General features: G+C 43.0%; 20 protein-coding genes. 2 read left to right on the forward strand and 18 right to left on the reverse strand.

The window, feature by feature from the left end; genetic code table 11:
* Nucleotides 1-71: 71 nt before the first annotated feature.
* From H532_RS0116490 to H532_RS0116515, 5 genes are all read right to left on the reverse strand, one after another.
* The gene (locus tag H532_RS0116490; RefSeq protein WP_027726377.1) at nucleotides 72-779 is read right to left on the reverse strand and encodes a ComF family protein; all 708 of its coding nucleotides are present in this window, start codon (nucleotides 777-779) and stop codon (nucleotides 72-74) included.
* Nucleotides 780-1,129: 350 nt separating this feature from the next.
* Nucleotides 1,130-2,257 (reverse strand): ATP-dependent helicase ComFA, encoded by a 1,128-nt coding sequence (locus H532_RS19250; protein WP_245566492.1) that lies wholly within the window; start codon nucleotides 2,255-2,257, stop codon nucleotides 1,130-1,132.
* 278 nt (nucleotides 2,258-2,535) lie between these two features.
* Nucleotides 2,536-2,724 carry a hypothetical protein gene (locus H532_RS0116500; protein ID WP_027726378.1) on the reverse strand — a complete coding sequence of 63 codons (189 nt, stop codon included), beginning with the start codon at nucleotides 2,722-2,724 and terminating at the stop codon, nucleotides 2,536-2,538.
* Between the two features lie 439 nt (nucleotides 2,725-3,163).
* On the reverse strand, nucleotides 3,164-3,865 hold the full coding sequence (locus tag H532_RS0116510; RefSeq protein ID WP_027726379.1) for a response regulator: 702 nt from the start codon (nucleotides 3,863-3,865) through the stop codon (nucleotides 3,164-3,166).
* Nucleotides 3,865-5,031 carry a sensor histidine kinase gene (locus H532_RS0116515; RefSeq protein ID WP_038112818.1) on the reverse strand — a complete coding sequence of 389 codons (1,167 nt, stop codon included), beginning with the start codon at nucleotides 5,029-5,031 and terminating at the stop codon, nucleotides 3,865-3,867. The genes H532_RS0116510 and H532_RS0116515 overlap by 1 nt, the downstream gene beginning before the upstream one ends.
* Before the next feature lie 286 nt (nucleotides 5,032-5,317).
* Between H532_RS0116515 and H532_RS0116520 the strand changes: the two genes are divergently transcribed.
* Together H532_RS0116520 and H532_RS0116525 are read left to right on the forward strand one after the other, a co-directional pair.
* Nucleotides 5,318-5,953, forward strand: coding sequence for a YigZ family protein (locus tag H532_RS0116520; RefSeq protein ID WP_027726381.1), 636 nt, complete (start codon nucleotides 5,318-5,320; stop codon nucleotides 5,951-5,953).
* Nucleotides 5,954-6,126: 173 nt separating this feature from the next.
* The gene (locus tag H532_RS0116525; RefSeq protein WP_038112820.1) at nucleotides 6,127-7,206 is read left to right on the forward strand and encodes a glycosyltransferase family 4 protein; all 1,080 of its coding nucleotides are present in this window, start codon (nucleotides 6,127-6,129) and stop codon (nucleotides 7,204-7,206) included.
* A 148-nt stretch (nucleotides 7,207-7,354) separates the two neighbouring features.
* Here the strand turns inward: H532_RS0116525 and H532_RS19255 are convergent, their stop codons facing one another.
* From H532_RS19255 to H532_RS0116590, 13 genes are all read right to left on the reverse strand, one after another.
* Complete coding sequence (locus H532_RS19255) at nucleotides 7,355-8,341, reverse strand: LCP family protein (protein WP_051263395.1); 987 nt, start codon at nucleotides 8,339-8,341, stop codon at nucleotides 7,355-7,357.
* A gap of 51 nt (nucleotides 8,342-8,392) precedes the next feature.
* The gene (locus tag H532_RS0116535; protein ID WP_027726383.1) at nucleotides 8,393-9,175 is read right to left on the reverse strand and encodes a glycosyltransferase family 2 protein; all 783 of its coding nucleotides are present in this window, start codon (nucleotides 9,173-9,175) and stop codon (nucleotides 8,393-8,395) included.
* Nucleotides 9,176-9,247: 72 nt separating this feature from the next.
* On the reverse strand, nucleotides 9,248-9,958 hold the full coding sequence (locus H532_RS0116540; protein ID WP_155995087.1) for an acyltransferase: 711 nt from the start codon (nucleotides 9,956-9,958) through the stop codon (nucleotides 9,248-9,250).
* 15 nt (nucleotides 9,959-9,973) lie between these two features.
* On the reverse strand, nucleotides 9,974-11,128 hold the full coding sequence (locus H532_RS0116545; protein WP_027726385.1) for a glycosyltransferase family 4 protein: 1,155 nt from the start codon (nucleotides 11,126-11,128) through the stop codon (nucleotides 9,974-9,976).
* Between the two features lie 32 nt (nucleotides 11,129-11,160).
* Nucleotides 11,161-12,474, reverse strand: a complete 1,314-nt coding sequence (locus H532_RS0116550) for a UDP-glucose dehydrogenase family protein (RefSeq protein WP_027726386.1) — start codon at nucleotides 12,472-12,474, stop codon at nucleotides 11,161-11,163.
* A 24-nt stretch (nucleotides 12,475-12,498) separates the two neighbouring features.
* Complete coding sequence (gene galU / locus H532_RS0116555) at nucleotides 12,499-13,371, reverse strand: UTP--glucose-1-phosphate uridylyltransferase GalU (RefSeq protein WP_027726387.1); 873 nt, start codon at nucleotides 13,369-13,371, stop codon at nucleotides 12,499-12,501.
* 97 nt (nucleotides 13,372-13,468) lie between these two features.
* Nucleotides 13,469-14,578 carry a DegT/DnrJ/EryC1/StrS family aminotransferase gene (locus H532_RS0116560; protein ID WP_027726388.1) on the reverse strand — a complete coding sequence of 370 codons (1,110 nt, stop codon included), beginning with the start codon at nucleotides 14,576-14,578 and terminating at the stop codon, nucleotides 13,469-13,471.
* 94 nt (nucleotides 14,579-14,672) lie between these two features.
* Nucleotides 14,673-15,371, reverse strand: coding sequence for a YveK family protein (locus H532_RS0116565; RefSeq protein ID WP_027726389.1), 699 nt, complete (start codon nucleotides 15,369-15,371; stop codon nucleotides 14,673-14,675).
* Nucleotides 15,368-16,528: a glycosyltransferase family 4 protein gene (locus H532_RS0116570; RefSeq protein WP_027726390.1), complete on the reverse strand. Its 1,161-nt coding sequence runs from the start codon at nucleotides 16,526-16,528 to the stop codon at nucleotides 15,368-15,370. Before H532_RS0116570 ends, H532_RS0116565 begins: the two co-directional genes overlap by 4 nt.
* An 11-nt stretch (nucleotides 16,529-16,539) precedes the next feature.
* Complete coding sequence (locus H532_RS0116575) at nucleotides 16,540-17,895, reverse strand: O-antigen polymerase (RefSeq protein ID WP_027726391.1); 1,356 nt, start codon at nucleotides 17,893-17,895, stop codon at nucleotides 16,540-16,542.
* A gap of 29 nt (nucleotides 17,896-17,924) precedes the next feature.
* On the reverse strand, nucleotides 17,925-19,166 hold the full coding sequence (locus tag H532_RS0116580; RefSeq protein WP_027726392.1) for a lipopolysaccharide biosynthesis protein: 1,242 nt from the start codon (nucleotides 19,164-19,166) through the stop codon (nucleotides 17,925-17,927).
* 15 nt (nucleotides 19,167-19,181) lie between these two features.
* A complete protein-coding gene (locus tag H532_RS0116585) occupies nucleotides 19,182-20,498 on the reverse strand; it encodes a nucleotide sugar dehydrogenase (protein WP_027726393.1) in 1,317 nt (438 codons plus the stop codon).
* Between the two features lie 17 nt (nucleotides 20,499-20,515).
* Nucleotides 20,516-21,532 carry a Gfo/Idh/MocA family protein gene (locus tag H532_RS0116590; protein WP_027726394.1) on the reverse strand — a complete coding sequence of 339 codons (1,017 nt, stop codon included), beginning with the start codon at nucleotides 21,530-21,532 and terminating at the stop codon, nucleotides 20,516-20,518.
* Nucleotides 21,533-21,589: the final 57 nt, after the last annotated feature.

Here is a 21,589-nt window from a genome sequence, read left to right on the forward strand (position 1 = left end):
CGACAAAAACTTGCGATATTTCAAGAAGATTGATATCTGCCGCCTGGAGTCTCACTAAAAATTTTAAAAATTTAGCGTGCTAAACACATCGAATAAACGGCGGCGGGCCACAGGGTACTTAACGCGTGGGCGGCATGGCGCACCGTTGTTCCGGTTGTATAAATGTCATCGATAATGACAAACCGCTTTCCGGTATACATGGAAGCGTCCTCTGACAAGGCAAAAGGATTCTCTCCGGAAGAGAGGCGCTCGCTCCGTGATTTTTTGCTTTGTTTTTCTGTGTGCTTCGGGCGGATTAAAAGAGGCGCGGGAGGAACGGGCAGACAGTTTGCCAGTAGTTCCGCCTGATTGAAATGGCGCTCGGCTAGGCGCTCTGCGCTGAGCGGAATCGGAACGGGTATGCAGCCTTTGAAATATTTTTTATACAACGCCTGCCATTCGTCATGGAAAGCTTCGATGAGAATAGCGTCACCGCGAAACTTGAAACGGGTCATGACCTCGCGCATGAAAGCATTGTAGGAAAAAAGGCTGCGGTTCCACAGAAGGGGGTCATCGGTCGACTGCCACTTTCGGCAGTCCGTGCAAACCTCTCCGGAAACAAAAGCCTCTGGGAGTTGTTTCAGATCACGCCCGCATTTGGCACAGAGATCTGGCCCTTCAAGCCGATGTAATTTTGACCGGCAGCGTCCGCAAAAACCGCGCTGCTCCTGAAAGCTGAAAAGCTTCGCCCAGCGAAGCGGCGGGAAATAGGTATTCCCGCACCAAAGGCATTGGCTCATGTTTTTATCCCCCTTTTTCTTTGCATCGTTTAAATGCTGCCAGAGCCTAGCTGACTTCTGGGCTGGTTTACGCTTTCATCCCCCTTTTTCTTTGCAACGTGTGACATGTTGAAGCCGTCGGACCAAGTTCCTCCCGATAGCGCGTGTTTCTCCCTAAGCGAAGGCATTGGCTCACGCTTACATCCTTCTTTTTTCGCCTTGTTTCACATCTTGAAGCCATCGAATTTTCACCGGATACCGGGAATGCGCGCCCTTCCTAAAGCGATGTCCCCAGAAACCATTCAGTCCTTTTACACCTTGCTGGCACCATCCTTCTTTTTACCAACCCCTGTCTGCGATTGTACAATTCGTTAGGATTTTTCAATGTCCTTCGCCTCGCGATTCATCGCCCGAATGTGGCGGAGCGCTTTCAGCATGGCAACCGTCAACCCTTGGTGGAAAAACACGAGATCGCCATCCGGATGGTCCGCAGATCGACCAACCCGCCCGCCGATTTGCACAAGGGCTCGCTCATCAAAAATGGCCTCGTCAGCCCCGAGAACGGCGACATCCAACTTTGGAATCGTCACCCCCCTTTCGAGAATCGTTGTCGTGACTAAAATCGGAAGGTTGCCTTTGCGAAAAGCAGCCACTTTTTCATGACGACGGGGATCCTCTGAATGAGCGTAATCGATGGCGGGATCGACCGTTTTTAACAGATGCCCTAAGCGCTCGGCCACCTCAATGGTGGGAACAAAAACGAAACCGGGATGACCAAGAGCCAGCCGCCTTTCTACCCAGCGTTTCAATGGGACGGGAATGCGCCCACAAGCCACACGCTTTTGCCAAGCGCCGATCCACTGAAAGCGAGGTTCCGGAAGCGGGTGACCATGAAAGCGGCGAGGAATTTTTATTCCGTCGAGTTTTTTTGTGAGAAAAAGTTTTTTCAGACGCTCATCTGGCGTGGCAGTTAAGTAAAAACGGAGGTAACCGGGTTTCCCGGCACGGTGTAGCGCTTTTTCCAAAAGCGGGTTATGGTGGAAAGGAAAAGCATCGACTTCATCGATGAAAAAAACGTCAAAGTGCTGATGAAAGCGGAGCAGTTGGTGAATGGTGGAAAAAATGAGCGGGACATCGGCATAGGTGTCTGGGCTGTCTCCATATAGCGTTATGGCAGGCACGTCTGCAAATACCGGTTTCATGCGCGCGGACAATTCAAGAACGACATCCACCCGCGGCGAGACGATGCCGACACGTAAGCCTTGACGTAAAGCTTCACCCAATGTTTCATAAAAGATTTCGGTCTTACCTGCACCGGTAACCGCCCAAATCAGAAAATCCCGTCCGCCGAGGAGGGCCGCTTTTAACGCGTCCGAAGCTCGGCGCTGAAGGGGTGAGAGCGTGCCGTCCCAATGAATGATGACGGTCTCGGGCTTTGGAAGGCGCGGCGGTGGGCCTGACCATGTCAGAAGTTCGGAACAGGTTTTTACCACCCCCATCAAGAGACATGCTCGGCAGTAATGACAATGATGTTGACAGCGCGCGCATGAATAGGCACCAAAACGCTCTGGATCCGAATTGCCACAGCGGTTACAGACGGGGATGCCTTTCGAAATATCAATGCCCGGTTCTACGCTAATCAAATTTTGGGAAATTCGCTTGCGGATTTCTTTGATGGGAAAAGGGTGGCATTCTTCGATGAGGAGTTTGCGGCCCCATAAAAAGGTTTGGAGAGAAAGGTTGCTAAAAGAGGCAGCCTTACGTTTTTCATCATGACTCATTTGACATACCAGGCGAGGCTGTCCGTTCTCTCGCCAACTTGTGTCCCAATCACGGCTCCAAGGTACCCAGAGTAGGTTTCTTTGCCAAAAATGATACTTATAGGGACGTTCTCGACATTGAATTTGTCGATGACCGTTTTTGGTTGATAGGAATAGCTGTCGGAAACCAACGCCATGTTGCCCATAAAAAGCCTCCTTTTTCTCACTTTTCTATATTTTACACAATCCCCGCAGCTTGTGCATCTAACTTAGCTTCGCAAAGAAAAATGGGAAAATGTCTGGCCTTTAATGATACGTAATCGGTACCGGCCGCCTAATAAATGGTAAAATATTGCCTGTTTGATCAAAAAGCGTTACATTTTGGGCCGATCCGCTCGTCGAAATAATATGCAATCCGAAAAAGCGTTACACTTTACCTGCTTCTGGTTGCTGAAATGATACGCAATCTAAAAAGGCGTTACATTTCTCAAGCTTTTCGCCTCTGAAATGCAACGCCCATACCTGCGGTCATACGCAACTTAAAAAAGTTTCTCGGGCCCGCTAATTGCAATTTGGTTTGCCAGCCAACATTAAACAAACTCCTAGTTGTGAAAGCTGGCCGCATGGAAAACCAACCGGCAGCTCTCACCCAACGTGCACCCAGCCTTTTTTTATCGCTTCAACAACCGCTTGCGTGCGGTCTTCGACATTCATTTTTTGCAGGATGTTGCTGACGTGGTTTTTCACGGTTTTTTCGCTAATGAAAAGAATATCGCCGATCGCGCGGTTGCTTTTTCCATCCGCCATCAGTTGCAACACTTCGCATTCGCGCCGAGTTAATAAATGAAGCGGTTTGCGGTATTCGATATCACGAAAACCGGATGAGACACGCCTTGCTCCAGACGTGGCCAACCGACGATATTCATTAATCAGATTGACGGTAACCTTCGGATGTATATAAGCGCCGCCTTCAGCAACCACTTTGACCGCTTTAATTAAGGCATCCGCATCCATTTCTTTCAATAGATATCCGTATGCACCCGACTTTAAGGAGTGGGTCACGTAATTTTCATCATCATGAATGGATAAAATAATGACTTTCACATCGGGATGCTGGATGACGAGCCGCCTCGTCGCTTCCACACCATTTAGTCCCGGCATGTTAATATCCATTAAAACGACATCCGGATGAATGTCAGAGACAATTTTCTCGACTTCTTCGCCGTCGTCTGCTTCGGCGACCACTTCAAAATCTTCTTCCATTTCCAAAATGCGCCGTATACCTTCGCGAAAAAGACGATGGTCATCAATGAGTGCAATTCTGGTGATTCTCCGCCGATTTGTCATCAAACCAGTTCCTCCTTGAGAATGGGAATTTGAATAAAAATGGTTGTTCCACGGTTTGGCCCTGAAGAAATCGTCATTTTCCCCTCCAAGACTTCGGTCCTTTCTTTCATTCCGAGCAAGCCGAAAGAACCTTCGTTGTGCTGTTCCGGATCAAAACCGATGCCATCATCTTTTACGACAAGGATAACCGCTTGGCGACGGAACTCCAAAATCACCTGAACCAATTTAGGATGGGCATGCCGGCAAGCGTTTTGTACGGCTTCTTGAACGAGGCGGAAAATCGCCGCTTCCATTTTTTGCGGGAGCCGCTTTTCATCACCGAGCGTTTTAAACGTCAGTTCGATCGCCGGGTACTGCTCCTTTAATCGTTCGAGATATTTGTCCAAAGTCGGTACAAGTCCCAAATCGTCCAGTGACATCGGGCGCAAATCATAGATGATACGGCGGACTTCGTAAAGCGCCGATCGGATCATCTCCCGAAACTTTTGGATTTCTTTTGCAGATGCTTCCGGGCCTTTTTCGCGGCAGACTCGGTCCAAAATTTCCGAACTTAGCAGCACGTGAGCAAGCATTTGGGCGGGGCCGTCGTGAATTTCCCTTGAAATGCGCCGGCGTTCCTCTTCTTGAGCTTCAATAATTCGAAACCCGAATGCCTGCTTTTGTTTCGCGTCTTGGATGAGTTCCCCCATCTTCTTTAAATCCCCATTTAAATAATTCAATACAACAGTTGTTTGTCCTGCTAATTTTTCAGCTTTAACAACGGTTTCTTTTAAATTTCTCAGCCGCCGTTCAAGGTCATCGCGACGTTCCCTGAGTTGGACTTCTTTTTGTTCCACAAGGGATAACTGGATTTGAATTTCATTGGCTTTTTCATAAGCGATACGAATTTCATTTTCGCTGTATTTTTGAAAATGTTTACTCACTTCCGCAAGGCGGGTTCTTGCTAACTTCGCCCGCTGTTCCAGTCGATCATAAAGTTGGATAGTATCCGCCACTTTTCGCTTCACATCTTCAAGTTCCTGGGATAACTGCGTTAACTCGTTATGTGACTGTTCACTGATTTCGAAAATCTGCTCCTTGCTTTTGTTTACAGTCTCGATCATCGTATTCAGGATCTCATCCAACCTTTTCACATCCAGCCTCAAGCGTTCCGTGTTGGTTAACATAAACTTCCCCACCTTACTGTAACGCATTTCATCCCAAACCAGGCAGTCCGAATGTACCTATTTTTCATAGGGCTTCGTCTCTATTTTTATGTATGGCCTGCTTGATGAAGGCATTTGTGAAACTTTTTTCCGAGGTCTTTAGTCCAAATAAGAAAATGTATTTTTATTGGCACATCCGGCGATCTGTATGATCTCGAAATTTTTCCGTTGTGTCCCTACATCCAAAACATTTGAACGTCATCGTTTCCCCATTTATGATTAGGAAAGAAGGCTAAGGAGGAAGACGATGACATACCCTTATTATACAGTAAAAAAACCAACAATGGTGGAAATAACCATTCAAAAATCAAGATTTATCGGACATGTTCGCAGGATTTCATCCGAAGAAGAAGCGCGATCCGCTATTGAAGCCATATCTAAAGAACATTGGAAAGCTAACCATAATTGTTATGCTTATGTCGTCGGGGAAGATTCCGGGATACAAAAGGCGAGTGACAATGGGGAGCCAGCGGGTACGGCAGGTGTACCGATTCTTGAGGTCATCAAAAAGAAAAATCTTCGCGACACGCTGATTGTTGTGACCCGTTATTTCGGCGGCATTAAACTTGGTGCTGGCGGCTTGATCCGGGCATATTCTAAAACGGCCTCGGCGGCCATTAGCGCTTCAGGCATTGTTGAACGCCTAGCCATGAAAGTATTCGCCATAAAAATTGATTATTCGTTATATGGGACCATTGAAAACGCTTTGAGAGAGACGCCTTATTTGACACAAAATGCAACTTTTACGGACATTGTAACAATTGAAATCGCCGTTCGCACGGATGAAGCCGACATATTTACTGGATGGATGACGAACCTCTGTAATGGGGCTTGTTCGATCACTGAATTAGGGGAAACATTCCTTGAAGTAGATGTCGTATAAAACCTGAGCTGCCAATATGTTTGTCCATCAACGTAAAAAAAAATGATGTACAATTATTCGTTAAAGTATTATCATGAAAAAAGATGATGATTCATTGGGAAAAACTAATCAACATAATTCACGTAAAAAAAAACAATCCTTATAATTAAAGTGAATCTTAGGAAGGTGAAGACATGGGTTTTCTGAATGATTACACCATTGCTTTCCTCGTTGCAATGGTCGTAACAATCATCATGACACCCTTCATGAAAAAATTAGCATTTAGATTTAATGTGGTTGACAGGCCAAACGAAGATCGGAAAATCCATCAGAAAGTAATGCCATATTTGGGCGGTGTCGCCATCGCCATTGGCTTTTTTGCCGGTTATCTTTTTTTGTATCCTAAATTACAGTTTATGCCCGCATTCATTATTGGTGTTTTACTGATTTTGATTACAGGCATTGTTGATGATAAATATTCATTATCTCCAAAATATAAGCTGCTTATACAAATCATTGCAGCAGTTATAGTTGTCAGTTCCGGAATCACCGTCAACTTCATCCGAGTCCCGTATCTAGGTCAAATTGATTTTGGTTTTTGGGCTTATCCACTAACGATTTTGTGGATTGTCGGTATCACCAATGCCATCAATTTGATCGATGGCTTGGACGGCTTAGCCGCTGGGGTATCATCCATTGCCTTAGGGGCTACGCTGATCATGGGTATCATTAACGGACAGGCGGTTGCCATCGGTTTATGCGTCATTTTGCTTGGTGGAACGATCGGTTTCCTGTTCTTTAATATTCATCCAGCAAAAATTTTCATGGGTGATGCCGGTTCAATGTTCATAGGTTATACGTTGGCTGTCATCTCTATTCTGGGTTTATTCAAAAGCTTAACCTTCTTTTCTGTCGTTATTCCGATTATTGTTTTGGCTGTGCCGATTTTTGATACGTCATTTGCCATTATCAGAAGGATTGCTAAAGGTCAAAAAATCTCAACACCTGACCGCATGCATTTACACCACTGTTTAATGAGAATGGGTTTCAGTCATCGTACGACCGTCTTTATTATTTATGGTATTAGTGCCATCTTCGGTATTGCCGCAATTATTTTCTCGCGATCGGTTCTCTGGGGTTCTTTAATCATTCTTGTATTAGCTGCGATTATGATTCGATTTACTTCTGAGCTATTCGGATCGATCCAAAAGAAAAAACCGCTTGTGGAAGCCGTTAAAAAAATCGCCGTACAAGGATCAAAAAACCGCTCATAATGGAGCGGTTTTTCTTATTATTTATTAAATGGAAATGGAGTTTTTCATTCTTAGCGTTTCACTTTCAACTTAAGCGCTTTAAACGGAAACATCCTTATGCCGTAACTTCTGATATCTAGCCTAGCCATGAACCAAAACAACACCAAAATTATTCGGTTAACTCGAGTTCCTGTTTAAGTTGCTGGGTCACTTCTTGCACACCGGCATCATCCAGTAAGAAATACCAAATGGAGCCGATATATTCCCCTTTGCCCTTATCATCCAGCCTAATGGATGCAATGTTTTCCGGCTTTATGCTAGAGTATACCCACTCCAAAGAATACAATTCCTTGGGTTTAAGATTGGTTTCCACACTTTCGCCAATGATATTAGCTATTTCATCCACTTTAAATAAGGTATGGGCACTGACGGCCTTATTAATAGCCGCTTTAATGACCTGACGTTGCCGGTCATTCCTGCCGAAATCTCCTCGTGGATCACTCTTTCTCATTCGCACATAGGCTAAGGCTTGTTCACCGTTCAAGTGCATCATGCCTTTTTTAAAATAAATCGGTCGGTTATGGTGATAAATATCTTTTTCACTGAACGAAAACGGAACGTTCACATCCACACCGCCGATTTCGTTTATGGCTCTTGTGAAACCGTTAAAGCCAATCTTTATATAGTAATCAATAGGGATTTCCAGCAAGTTTTCAACGGTATCAACAGTCCCTTGGACACCGCCATAGGCATAAGCGGAATTGATTTTATCAGGCTCCCCGCCCCTGCTTGTGATCGGGACACGGGAGTCCCGCGGGATGCTTGTCATTGTCATACGGTGTGTATGGGGATTCAGCGTCACGACGATTAAGGTATCGGCACGGCCGTTTTTACCGCCTGATGAGTAATCTTCAACCCCGATCAATAGTATGGAGATCGGGTTTTCACCTATCGTGACTTCGCTGTCCCTGTATTTGGACTGGGAACCGCGTGCTAAAGGGTGGTAAGATTCCTTAGCAGCTTTATATATATTTAAAAAGGCATAAGCGGAATACCCGCCCACTACTAATAATATTGTTATGAATATAAAGACAATGGTTTTTATGATTCGCCTTCTTTTTGCCTTCTTTCTTTTACCTACGCGCGTCACCGCCATGCTCTTGTAACCCCTTTTAATCCCGATTTACCTTATCCCCTACAATATACTCTAAATCCGCTTCTTAACTGCATGAAAAACATAATTGAGAAAGCACCAAGCTGCATAGAAAAAACTCAAATTTTCTATTCGTCGATAAATCTCCCAGTTTCTTTTTGCCACCTTCAATTTATTGCTTGAAATCGAGCCTTTAACGACTCTATACTTGGCTAAAACCTCAGGAATACCATAGGCGACATAACCCTTCTTCAAAATAGACAGCCATAAGGCAAAGTCCTGACGGGTGCGAATTTCCGGCATTCGAACTGGACCGATCTTTTCAATGTCAAGCATGACGGTCAGACAGCCGATAATCGTATTTTTCAGTAGACCCTTATAATCAATTTTTGATGGAATGTTGATCACTTTATGTTTATCATGTCCGTTTTGGTCGATGACCATATATTTTGTGAAAGTGAACGCGACATCATGTTCCTGCATATAGGAAACTTGTTTTTCCAGTTTATCAGGCATCCAAAGATCATCGCTGTCGAGAAAAGCGACATACTTCCCCTTAGCCATACCTAGCGCAATATTTCTCGCACGAGCCGCTCCACTGTTTACCTCTGTTGACACAAAACGTATTCTGGGCTCTATCTTCATCATCTCTTGGATAATCTCTTGGGAATTGTCCGTTGAACAATCATCAACAATAATCATTTCCCAATTCTCGTATGTCTGATTCCGTACGGAGTCTATGGACTCCTTTATAAACCTTGATGAATTGTATGACGGTGTTATAATTGAAACTAAGGGTTGTCCCTGGCCGGTTTGATGGTTATTGGAAAAACTCAAGCGTATTCACCCCAAATAAATACCTGATTGAAAGAAATGCTGGCATTACTTAAAGTGCCAGCATATTTTAGATTATTGATTTTTAAGAAGTTGGCTTTCCGGAACTTCTTTATAAAATTTAGCAGGAGAGCCCAGTACCAATTCTTTGCTTTTCACATCTTTGGTTACCAAGCTACCGGCTGCGACAGCACCTTCTTCATGAATAACTTTCCCAGGAAGAATCGTGGCATTCGCACCGATCCTGCCCCCGTCTTTAACCGTCACACCTTTAAAATGCTTAAATCGTTCTTTTGAACGAGCCATATAATTATCATTCGTCGTGACGACACATGGTGCGATAAAGACGTGGTCACCTAAATTCGAATATGCTGTAATATAACAATTCGTTTCTAATTTAGATTTTACACCGACGGTACAATCGTTTTCAATAGCAACTCCTCTACCAACAATCGTGCCATGACCAATGGTCACTCTTTCACGAATCGTGGCCAGATCAGCGACAAAGACATCATCGCCGAGCGTGGCATTGGCATAAATAATGGAGGATGTGCCAATCGTGCACCCCGAGCCGATGACTGCTGGTGGCAGTTGACCGGCATCTGACAAAATCGAATTTTTCGCTCTAGAAGGTTGTTTGCCAATCACCACGTTATCCTGAATAACGACATTATCGCCGATCTTTGTTCCGGCGTAAATAATAACATTATGACCGATCACGACATTCTTGCCAAATGACACATTTTCCTCAATTATAACATTAATTCCTTTTGAAATTGGCTCCATCATTCATCCCCACTTCTAATTTTGTTCGGATAAAGGCTCTACTTTTTGACCGCTGATATGCCTATACAGACTTAAAAGTTTTTCGGCCTCCGTATCCCAGTTATATTTTGCTTTTACGGCTGCTTGTCCGCTTTTTGACATTTCTAAAGCAAGGTCTTCATCATTTATAATTTGCAAGATGCCTTGGGTGATATTCTCGATATTTAATGGATCAACAACAATCCCACAATGACTGTCTTCGATGATGCTTCGCCAAAGCGGAAAATCAGACGCAACAACCGGAATCCCAGCTGACATGTACTCGAACAGCTTGACGGGGTAGGAAACCATGTATCGGGGTTCGGGGTGAATCAGAACCAAACCGATATGTGACCGGCTTAAGACTTCTTTAACCTGTTCCCTGCTTAACCATCCGAGAAAATTGACATATTGCCAGCCGCCCAATTTTGAAACGTCATTTTGCAACTCTGAAGGGCTGAATTTACCGCCTAAAAGTAGTTCAATCCGCTTGTCCGTCCTCTTATTAATTTCCTCCATCACTTTAACCATTTCCACGATGCCTCGCGGCCGCGTGATGCTTCCAACATAGACGAGATTAATCGTTTGACTTTCGGTATCGGCTCTGTGTGAAACTTGACCTTCCCATTCAGCAAATAAAGGGAAGTTCTGAACGGTCACCGTATTTGGATTATATTGACGAAACCGTTGTGAGATATCCGGGGTGGCAGTGACAATCGCATCCAAACGGCTCGAAACGATTTTTTCCACCTTTTTGACCACCCATGAAACAGGTTTTTTCAAAGGTTGTGGAATCCAGTGCTTGGATAAAACTTGTTTCGGCACATCTTCATGAACATCATAGATGACTTTTTTTCCTTTTCGTTTCAGTAACCATCCAACCGGCATTAACTCAGGGTCATGAAAATGGTAAACATCGGCATTAATGTCCAATGACTTGTGATAGACCTTTTTGACTGTTGATGTCATTCGTTTCAAACGGTTTCCGCCATCCTTGTTTACTCCATGTATATAAACGCCATTTATGACTGTTTCCGGAGCTTCAGGAGCAATCAAATGGGTTTCATACTGGGTTGAAAGGGATGCACATTCCTTAACAAAAATTCTTGTATCTGAATATTTATGAACCGACGTCAGGTGACATACCTTCATCGTGAACCCCCAATGATATATATTTTCGAAGCTCACTTGAGTGATTGAACACTTGGTCTACCTATTGAGTAATACTCTATTTGCAAGCCTCTCATATCTGACAAAGAATAGGTATTGCGCCCGTCAAAAATGACTGGGGACTTCATCATGGTCCGCATTTTTTCCCAGTCAATTTCTTTGATGATTTTCCAATCTGTAATAATAAAAGCAGCATCTGCTCCCATCAAAGCCTCTTCAATCGATGTCGTAAATTGAATGCGCTCCGGGAGTACGCGCTTGGCATTATCAATAGCAAGAGGGTCAAAGGCTCTGACCACAGCGCCTTTCTCAACTAACCTTCTTCCGATTGGTATAGCCGGTGATTCTCTGACATCATCTGTATCCGGTTTAAAAGCAAGTCCTAGCATGGCAATGTTCAACCCTTCAAGGCTTGCGAACCGTTCTTCAGCTTTTTCAATGAGACGCAATTGCTGTTTGTAATTGGTCTCCATTACAGATTCAAGCAAATTGAACGCACAATTGACACTTCGGGCGATTTTAAGAAGGGCGCTTGTGTCTTTTGGAAAACATGATCCGCCATAGCCAATACCCGCGCGCAAAAAATGCGGACCGATTCTGTGATCCATTCCCATGCCTTTAGCGACATCATCGATATTAGCGCCCAGCCCTTCACAAATATTGGCAATCTCATTTATAAAGCTAATTTTAGTAGCTAGGAAGGCATTCGAGGCGTATTTGATCATCTCAGCGCTGCAAATATCGGTTTTGAAAATCTCTGTATCCATCGATGCATAAATTTTTTCCACCAACTCCGCAGCTTGTGGGTCATCGGCACCAATCACAATACGGTCGGAGTGAAACATATCCTTCACCGCTGTTCCTTCCCTTAAAAATTCGGGATTCGATACCATTTTGACCTTTATACCATTTGCCAAGCGGTTTTGAATGTATTCACCAATATAGTGATTTGTCCCAACTGGAACGGTGCTTTTAATCACCACGACCGTATCCTTGACAATCGAGTTTGCGATATCTTGCGCAGCTGTTTTGACATACGTTAAATCAGCCGAGCCATCCACGGCTTGAGGGGTACCAACAGCAATATAAATGACATCAGCGTCACGGTAACCTTCTGTCTTATTTGCGGTAAAAAACAATCGGCCTTCATTCATATTTTTTAACATTAACTCTTTTAATCCGGGTTCATAGATCGTCGGAATTCCCGCTTTAAGTTTGGCGATCTTTTCTTCATCGACATCGATGCATGTGACATGGTGCCCAATTTCGGATAAGCAAACACCTGTCACCAAGCCGACATATCCAGTTCCAACTATCGATATTTTCATAATACATCTCCCTGAGAGTTTAGTTTACTTTAAAGCTAAAATTTGCTCTAAATAGGCTCTTGTTTGTTCGCGTAAATCTTCTCGTGATAGTGCAAAATCCACTGTGGCTTTAATAAAGCCAAACTTACTTCCCACATCATAACGGTCACCCGTGAATTCATATCCGAGCACATCTTGGCTGTGAGTCAGTTGTTGAATCGCATCGGTTAATTGGATTTCATTGCCGGAACCAGGCTCCAAATGAGCCAAAATATCGAATATGTTAGGGGTAAGAATATAGCGACCCATAATCGCATAGGTGGATGGTGCTTCTTCCAATGAAGGTTTTTCAACAACAGACTTAATGGTAAAAACACTGTCTTCCTTTTTCGTTCCGGGATCAATGATACCGTATTGCGTCACCTGTTCAGGTGGTACTTGCTGAACACCAACGACAGATGATTCGTAGCTTTCAAAAACCTCTATTAATTGTTTTAAGCAGGGCTTATCCGCCCTCACAATATCATCACCGAGTAAGACCGCAAAGGGTTCGTTCCCGATAAAGCGATTGGCACAGAAAACAGCATGGCCTAGTCCAAGCGGTTCTTTCTGACGGATATAGTAGATATTCGCCAAGTTCGAAATCGACCGGATATTTTCCAGAAGGTCAAACTTCTCCTTCTTTAATAAAACTTCTTCGAGTTCATAAGATACGTCAAAATGATCCTCGATGGCCCTTTTTCCTCTTCCGCTGATGATGATAATGTCTTCAATACCGGATGCAACCGCCTCTTCAACAATATATTGTATTGTCGGTTTATCCACAATCGGAAGCATTTCTTTAGGTTGGGCCTTTGTTGCAGGCAAAAATCGGGTTCCAAGACCCGCCGCCGGGATGATCGCCTTTCTAACCTTCAAAGGGAACCCTCCTCATTTCCCATAGTTTGTGTGGTCTTACACAGAAAGGCCCGCGATTATTCGATCACGGGCTGATCCATTATCAATCAATGGATATTTATTGGTAAAATTCTTTAATTTTGCTGACGATGTATTCTTGCTGTTCCTTACTCAGTTCAGGAAACATAGGTAAAGACAACGCTTCCTTGCAAGCTTTTTCCGACTCCGGAAGATCGCCTTCCTTATATCCGAGATCGCTGAACACAGGCTGTAAGTGAAGTGGTTTTGGATAATAAATCATCGTTGCTACACCGTTGTCTTTCAAAAATTGCTGTAATTGATCTCGATCCTTTACCCTAATGGTATATTGATGATAGACATGATAGCGATTCTCTACCTCTACAGGTGTGATGACGCGATCACCGAGTTCCTTATTGAGCAATTCAGTATAATACGCGGCGTTCTTTCTTCTCATTTCGTTCCATTTATTTAAATGCTCAAGTTTAACATTGAGGATGGCGGCTTGCATTTCATCCAAACGGCTGTTGTAACCCAGAACATGGTGATAATATTTCGGCTTGCTACCATGGGCTCTTAAAACTCTTGATCTTTCCGCTAATTCTTCACTGTTGGTCACAATCATACCGGCGTCACCGTAGGCCCCAAGGTTTTTCGTTGGGAAAAAGCTGTAACAAGCGGTGGCACCGATCTCACCTGCGCGCTTCCCTTCGAATTCTGCCCCAATCGCTTGCGCCGCATCTTCAATGATATAAAGATGATGTTTGTCCGCAATGTCTTTAATGGCTTTCATATCCGCCATCTGACCATAGAGGTGAACGGGAATGATGGCCTTTGTCTTGTCGGTGATCAATTTTTCAATGCTTTTCGGATCAATGTTAAAGGTCACAGGATCGATGTCGGCAAAGACAGGTGTGGCGCCAGCACGGGCAACGGCACCAGCGGTGGCAAAGAAAGTAAATGCGGGAACAATTACTTCATCGCCTTCTTTTATACCACAAGCTTCCAAGGAAATATGTAGCGCGTCACTGCCGCTGGCAACGCCCACACCATACGATACGCGGCTGTATTTGGCCACACTTTCCTCAAGTTGCTTAACATTAGGTCCGAGAATGAACCGGGCAGATGACATCACTTTATCAAGTGCTTTATTAATATCTTCCTTTAAAGTTTGATATTGTTGAGTGAGATCTAACATTGGAATATTCATGATAGTTCCTCCGTTTTATTCGTCCAATCATTGCTGAACTTGACTTTTTTTATACAATACTGTTTTTCCCTAAAGAATACAATCCCATCATGACTTACTCGTTCGTTTCCTTACGCTTTGTATTCTTACCTAATAAAAGGATCATCGCAATCACAAAGAGCAGTCCAAAACCGAGAATATAAGACATGACGGCCTTGACCAGCGGGCTTTGGCCTTGAAGGTTCACGACAATCGGCTCAACCGTTTGCGCCTTATGCCAGTTTAACAATTTTTCCTTTAAATCATATCTCAGTTTTTCTGTATCATATGCGCTCAAGGAAGACGGTTCCTGCTGGTCAAGCCGGTCAATGGACTCTTTGACAAGCTTAACCTTGTTGTCATATTCTTGATTTCTTAATTTCAAGAAATAATCAACGACCGCATGGATTTGTTTATTCACTTCTTGTTCGTTTTTTCCGGTTAACTTAACGGTCAACAAATTTTCGTCATTAGGTGTAACGACCAATTCGGATTTTAATGCTTCATCGCTGATGTTTAAATTTTCTTCTTGAATCAGGTTTTGAAGGAACTGTGTCGTTAACATATATTTACTGTAATTCGTCGTTGTTAAGGTATTGTCAAAGCTCCCAATATCAAGTTGCGTCGAAGCCGCATAAGTCTTTGGGGCATTCTTTTCATTAAAATAGGAGTAGCCGGCAAAAATCAGCGGAAGTAATACAATAACCAAAATCCAGTATTTATACTTCATGATGTAATGGCTCCAACTCATTTCAATTTTATCCCCAGAACTCATTGTACAGCCACCTCACTTTGATTAGATTCTAAATCCCGATAAACGTCTAACAGTACCTTCTCTTGAGTTTCCCAATTATAGGTTTTGGCCATTTTTTTTGCGTTTACTGAATACGCGACCATATCGGTGTCCAACAACCTCTGTATGGTCTGTGAGAATCCTTCTACAGTCAGCGATTCGGAAATCACGCCACATTGATAGGTTTCAACAATCCGCTTTATTTCTGGCAAGTTGCTGGCAACCACCGGAAGTCCTGCCATCGCGTATTCAAACAACTTATTCGGAAGGCAATAATAATAATTTAAACAGCTGTTTTCAATGAGACAAATCCCTACATCCGCTGAAACGGTATACGAAAGAATCTCATTTGGGGCGACAGCCGGATGAAAATAAATATTCTTCGTTTCATTGGCAGCCAATTCGATATCTTTTTGCAATGCACCATAGCCCATAAAGACGAGGGCGAGATCGGTGCGATTCAATCGTCGAAAAGCTTCCATCAATTTTTTAAGTCCTCTACCCTCTGTAAGCGCCCCCTGATATAATAAAATTTTTTGGTCCTCTTTTATATCAAATTTTTCTCGAAACCGATTTTCTTTCCTTGGATCATCGTAATAAGGGCAATTCAATACCAATGCCGGCTTGGGTATGTGATAGCGCTTGGCGTATTCTTCGGCAATGCCGTCACTGACAGTGATGACTTTGTCCACCTTTTTAATCAGATTTTTCTCGAGAAGATAAATTAATGTCTTTCTCGTTTGTTTGCCCTGTAATTTTTGCGTTTCCGTTTGAAATTCATGGGCATCGTAGACAATTTTTACATCACGCTTTGACTTCCTCTTTAGTGAAACGGCAATCGGCAATGGCAAAATATCGTTGCAATGAATAATATCGACTTTATTTCGATACAGTTTAACGATCTTTGAGCGCAACTCCATATATTTTACCATTTGCATGGGAAGACTCTTGGAATATTTCCTCGTTGACAGCTTAATCCGCCGGACAGGAATCCCTTCGATAATTTCTTCCTCCGGGAGATCGCCTTCGTGAAGCGCGCAGACCGATATTTCATAGCCGGCCTTTTTCAAACTGATACACTCTTTCAATACCCTTGAGTCATTTTTGAAATTGTTTAAGACAATTGATAGAACCCTCATAAGTTAACCTCTTATAAATACTGTGTCACAGTAGACTGCAGCTTTTTCAAAAATGTTTTCAAATTATCATTTAGGGCCATCATAATCATTGTCAATATTATAATGGTCACAATCGCAATGTTAAATAGATAGTTACTGAAGCTTGTAATGGCTAAATCCTTCATTGTAATAATCATCCAGGTACAAAAACCAATCGTAATCGAATTAAACTTCAATTTAAAGATGATAACCTGCAGCAAATAAAGGACGAAAGCCACGATGATCGAAGATAAAACGATGCCGCCAAACCCGAAATTCGCGTACATCTCACCCCAAAAAACGGTCGGTGCCGAACGGACAACATCATGTTGATCGGGGTGAATAAAATTCATCACTTCAACGGTCAAGCGATAATGATCCCATGGAAAGATGCCTTTCGGATTCGGAAACGATTGAAAGAACAAAAAGGGATGATAATCCGGAAACATTTTTAAGTAAAAATAAGCTGGTGCGATTTGTCCGGTGAATGCGCGGCTGGCAATGGCCTCTAGCACTTGTGACAGAGGTCTTTCACCAAGCCCCATAATCGTGCGGTACAAGACCGTAAGAATAGCGACCGCTGCAACACCAATGAGCATCGCCACCCTTATATTGACGGTTTTCTTCATTGTAATGAGATACACAATGACCAAACCGATCACATACCACACAATAGGCGCCTTTTGCGTCGTCATCAAGGAAGTAAACGAAGTAAACGCAAACACCAGTAAGAAAAATAGGGTATTAAATACGCTTCGTTTCCTCAAGAACTCTGCGAAGGCATAGAAACTTAAAAAGAGAGGGATTGAGGAATAGAATAATCTATACCAATGCAAATCCCCTTCCAACTCATTCGTCGCCGCGCTCCTCGCTTTCGCCAAAGCATCAGCTGAGGCACCGTGCAATTGGGCAAGTAGTGGCACGGTTTGAATTTTAGAGATGTATAAAGCGGTCACAGCAACGCTTGCCAGGAAAATGATGACGGAAAAAAGTTTTACTTTACCACTCGTTTTTTCATGAGGATCATACATTTCCTTATAGCTGTTCAAAAAGTCAACTTTCAGAACCTTTCTGATAAAAAGGAATGTGAGGGCAATAATTAAGAGAGAACCACTGGAAATGACCCACATAAGCAAAATTTGGTTTTGATCATTGACACCGGCCGCAACGCGCTGTGCGTTCCAAAAGAAATAGAGCGGCAAAATTCCGATATACGCAAACGCCAAATAACACCAAATAAAGATGCTCGGTATCGTTGGGACGAAAAGATTAATATTTGCTTTGTGAGTGATATATAAAGCCAGTGCAGCGATCACGATAAAATCAAGTACAAATAATAAGGAAACCATGGTTCTCACCTCAAAAATTGCGCAATGGATTAAGCCGTTTTCTTTCCTATTAATACTTTTAAACAATGAAAAACAATGAACATGATGTTAATGAGGTAATACGCCCCCATCGCCAGAGAAAAAGCCAAAATGGTTTCTCTCGCGTTGCTGTGGAAAATCCAGAAAATAGCCGCGATTAAAGCCAATTGAAAAAAGTGAAGACCCAATGTCATTTCTTGTCTGTTAATCAGTTCCCAATAATTAATCGGCGCTTTAATAAAACGAAAAACAAACCATGGAATGAGCAGAACCAAATAAGTCGCCGCTTCATGAAAATTCTTTCCTAAAAAGATTTTGATGATCGGATTTCCTAGGAAATAGAGGAAAATCGCACCGACAACCGCCAAACCGCTTAAAGCCGCAATCGTCTTAAGCGTAATCGACGCCGCGTTGCCTTTTTCATTCAGCTCCTTCGCTGCCCGTTCATAATACACCTGGCTCATCGATTGCTGCATCAACGACATCGGCATATTGACTAACCTTTGAACGACGGAATAATAACCTACTACAGCCGCGTTAAAAAACAAGCCCAATAATAACATCGGCGCTTGCGCCGCAAGGGTGTTGGCAAATGTCGCCGGCGTCAAAAACAAAGGAAACTTTTTATATTCTTTCATATAATGGCCCAATAACTTTTTCTTGAATTTCGTAATGTCAATTTTTGATCTCGTAACTAAATTAATGGTCGTAAAGATCTTGCTCAACATATATGCGGCTATTAATGAAAAAACTGATGGACTGAGCCATCCGAATAAAATCATTAATGGCCTGTTGATCAATTGTTCCCATACATTATTCTTGGAAACCAATCCATACTGTCTTGTGCGGGAATACCAGGACAAATAAATCGGTTTAATGGCTGTGAGAAAAATGAGCAACGGCAACAGCCAAGCCGCATATTCCGGTGCATGAAAATACTTCGCGATTTCGTTATGAAAAAACAACGTCAAAATGTAGTAGAGGAAAGTTACTCCAAGCAAGATATAAACGGATAACCTTACTATGGAAGTTGCCGAGATATCCTTTTTCGGCAGCACAATGGACATTTCGTACCGTAAAGTGGAAACCGCACCGAGCGTTAATATGAGAGCGAGCATGGCTTGATAGCTTCCGTAAGCCTCCGGGCTGTAGATTCGGGTAATGATCGGAAGGGTAATGACGGTCAAAATGTTTACCAAAACCATGCCGCTCATAACTTTTCCTATATCTAACAAATAATTGTTAATACGCATTAAAAACACCTGTAATTATAAACGGTGATATTTTTTGGATACTACTTTTCCTCTAGGTATGGCGTTTCTTGTATCAAAAATAACTTTTGCATATTTTTGAACCATATCATAGTCAAAATCAGAATGATCCGTACCGATCAAAACCAAGTCTGCGCTTTCGACAGCCTCCTGTGTCAGTGCACATGTTTCAACTAATTGACCGTTCAACTTAAAGGTTTTGACATAAGGATCCGCAACAACCCATTCGGCTCCAGCATTGCTTAACAATGTTAGAATGTCCAATATTGGCGATTCACGAACATCGTCAATATCTCTTTTATAAGCGACACCGAGAACCAACACTTTAGAACCGTTCAGCGGTTTTTTCTCTTCATTCAGTATTTGCATGCAGCGGTTCACAACGAACTCAGGCATACTATTATTGATCTCGCCGGAAAGTTCAATTAAACGGGTATGGTAGTTATATTCGCGGGCTTTCCACGTTAAGTAGAATGGGTCAATCGGAATGCAGTGGCCGCCAAGTCCGGGACCGGGATAGAAAGGCATAAATCCATAAGGCTTGGTTGCAGCCGCATCAATAACTTCCCAAACATCAATACCCATTTTATTGCAAAGAATGGCCATTTCATTGGCTAAAGCAATATTGATATGCCTAAATGTATTTTCATGGATTTTTTCCATCTCGGCTACGGCTGGAGAAGACACCTCATATACATCACTTTCAAGCACGCTTGAATAGAGCTTTGCTGCTACCTTGGTACATTTTTTCGTGACGCCTCCGACCACTTTCGGGGTATTTTTTGTTTTAAATTGTTTATTACCGGGGTCAACGCGTTCTGGGGAATAGGCAAGGAAGAAATCCTCCCCGCAAACTAGACCGGTAGATTCCAATTTAGGCTTAACAATTTCCTCCGTAGTCCCCGGGTAGGTCGTGCTTTCCAAAACAACAAGCATGCCTTTGTGGAGATATTTCGCAATTTCACTTGCGGAGTTTTCGACATAGGATGTATCGGGTTGTTGATAAATATCCAAAGGTGTCGGCACACAAATAGCCACCGCGTCAACATCCTTGATAAAGGAATAATCCGTTGTTGCCGTCAACCTCTTTGTTTTTACGAGTTCGGATAGCTCTTCATTAATAACGTCACCAATGTAGTTGACGCCTTCATTGACCAACTTCACTTTTTCTTCTTGCACATCAAAACCGATGACTTTAAAGCCTGCTTTGGCCTTTTCAACTGCTAGTGGCAGGCCCACATAGCCCAAACCAACAACACCAACTGTTGCTTGTTTCGATTCAATTTTGTTTAACAGTTCCTCATAAACACCCATCAATGATATCCTCCTATTCAACCCAATTTAACAGGTTGATTTCTTTCAGCAGATTCGTAAAGTGCGAGAACCAAAGCTAAGGCATTCTTCCCATCAACACCTGACACAATTGGTTCCCTGTCTTCTTTTATAGCATTAACCATATCTTGAATAATCCATTTGTGCCCAGGTTGCCCAAAGGGATCATTTTCTATTTCCTTAATGATTGCTTGCGTTTCTTCGACACTCATCGACTCAATATCCCAATGCGCTATATTATTCGCAGTGCGTCCGCTTATTTTAACTGTACCTGATTCACCAAAAACACTAAAGGACTCTTCGAAATTTTTGGGATAAATGGTTGTCGCCGCCTCGATGACACCAAGTGCACCGTTTTTAAAACGAACCACTCCGACGGAAACGTCCTCCGCTTCAATATTTCGCAAACGCGTTGCTTGCATGCTGTAGACTTCTTCAATATCCCCTACAATCCATAACAAGAGGTCAAGGTTGTGGATCGCCTGATTCATAAGTACGCCGCCATCTAACGCTTTTGTCCCCCGCCATGGCGCTTGATCATAGTAGGCTTGGTTTCGATTCCAGCGCACGGTTGCATTAGCGTGGCTTAATTTACCAAACCTGCCCTCATCCATGGCTTGCTTTAGCTTCATGATGGCCGGACGGAATCGGTTGGGATGAACCACCGATAATTTCACACCATTTTCTTTACAAGCTTTTATAATTAAATCCGCATCCTCAAGGGTTAACGCAATCGGTTTTTCAACAATCACATGTTTTTTCGCCTGTGCAGCTTTAACGGCTAAAGGAGCATGAAGACCGCTTGGCGTGCATATACAAATAACATCAATGCGACAATCTTTTAACATTTCATCATAGTCTTGATACGCTTCAACATGATATTGTTCGGTGAAAGGCACCATCGCTTCCGGAATCTTATCACAAACAGCGATAAGATTGGCCTCTTCTGTTGCGGCAATTTGTTCAGCGTGCTTTTTTGCGATATGACCGCATCCGATAATGGCGAAGTTAATCATACGAAAGAACTCCTTTTTTTAACATCAAAATAAAATCCTGTACCATTATAACTCAAT

It is taken from the genome of Tuberibacillus calidus DSM 17572, assembly GCF_000430685.1.
GTDB classification, from domain to species: domain Bacteria; phylum Bacillota; class Bacilli; order Bacillales; family Sporolactobacillaceae; genus Tuberibacillus; species Tuberibacillus calidus.

What these genes read in the sequence shown, in the direction of transcription:
- H532_RS0116570 (WP_027726390.1), bottom strand. Translation starts at nt 16,528, where the DNA reads ATGAGGGTTCTATCAATTGTCTTAAACAATTTCAAAAATGACTCAAGG.
- H532_RS0116590 (WP_027726394.1), bottom strand. Translation starts at nt 21,532, where the DNA reads ATGATTAACTTCGCCATTATCGGATGCGGTCATATCGCAAAAAAGCAC.
- H532_RS0116545 (WP_027726385.1), bottom strand. Translation starts at nt 11,128, where the DNA reads ATGAAGGTATGTCACCTGACGTCGGTTCATAAATATTCAGATACAAGA.
- H532_RS0116575 (WP_027726391.1), bottom strand. Translation starts at nt 17,895, where the DNA reads ATGGTTTCCTTATTATTTGTACTTGATTTTATCGTGATCGCTGCACTG.
- H532_RS19250 (WP_245566492.1), bottom strand. Translation starts at nt 2,257, where the DNA reads ATGGGGGTGGTAAAAACCTGTTCCGAACTTCTGACATGGTCAGGCCCA.
- H532_RS0116515 (WP_038112818.1), bottom strand. Translation starts at nt 5,031, where the DNA reads ATGTTAACCAACACGGAACGCTTGAGGCTGGATGTGAAAAGGTTGGAT.
- H532_RS0116580 (WP_027726392.1), bottom strand. Translation starts at nt 19,166, where the DNA reads ATGCGTATTAACAATTATTTGTTAGATATAGGAAAAGTTATGAGCGGC.
- H532_RS0116490 (WP_027726377.1), bottom strand. Translation starts at nt 779, where the DNA reads ATGAGCCAATGCCTTTGGTGCGGGAATACCTATTTCCCGCCGCTTCGC.
- H532_RS0116520 (WP_027726381.1), top strand. Translation starts at nt 5,318, where the DNA reads ATGACATACCCTTATTATACAGTAAAAAAACCAACAATGGTGGAAATA.
- H532_RS0116550 (WP_027726386.1), bottom strand. Translation starts at nt 12,474, where the DNA reads ATGAAAATATCGATAGTTGGAACTGGATATGTCGGCTTGGTGACAGGT.
- H532_RS0116560 (WP_027726388.1), bottom strand. Translation starts at nt 14,578, where the DNA reads ATGAATATTCCAATGTTAGATCTCACTCAACAATATCAAACTTTAAAG.
- H532_RS0116510 (WP_027726379.1), bottom strand. Translation starts at nt 3,865, where the DNA reads ATGACAAATCGGCGGAGAATCACCAGAATTGCACTCATTGATGACCAT.
- H532_RS19255 (WP_051263395.1), bottom strand. Translation starts at nt 8,341, where the DNA reads ATGGCGGTGACGCGCGTAGGTAAAAGAAAGAAGGCAAAAAGAAGGCGA.
- H532_RS0116540 (WP_155995087.1), bottom strand. Translation starts at nt 9,958, where the DNA reads ATGGAGCCAATTTCAAAAGGAATTAATGTTATAATTGAGGAAAATGTG.
- H532_RS0116525 (WP_038112820.1), top strand. Translation starts at nt 6,127, where the DNA reads ATGGGTTTTCTGAATGATTACACCATTGCTTTCCTCGTTGCAATGGTC.
- H532_RS0116500 (WP_027726378.1), bottom strand. Translation starts at nt 2,724, where the DNA reads ATGGGCAACATGGCGTTGGTTTCCGACAGCTATTCCTATCAACCAAAA.
- H532_RS0116565 (WP_027726389.1), bottom strand. Translation starts at nt 15,371, where the DNA reads ATGAGTTCTGGGGATAAAATTGAAATGAGTTGGAGCCATTACATCATG.
- H532_RS0116585 (WP_027726393.1), bottom strand. Translation starts at nt 20,498, where the DNA reads ATGGGTGTTTATGAGGAACTGTTAAACAAAATTGAATCGAAACAAGCA.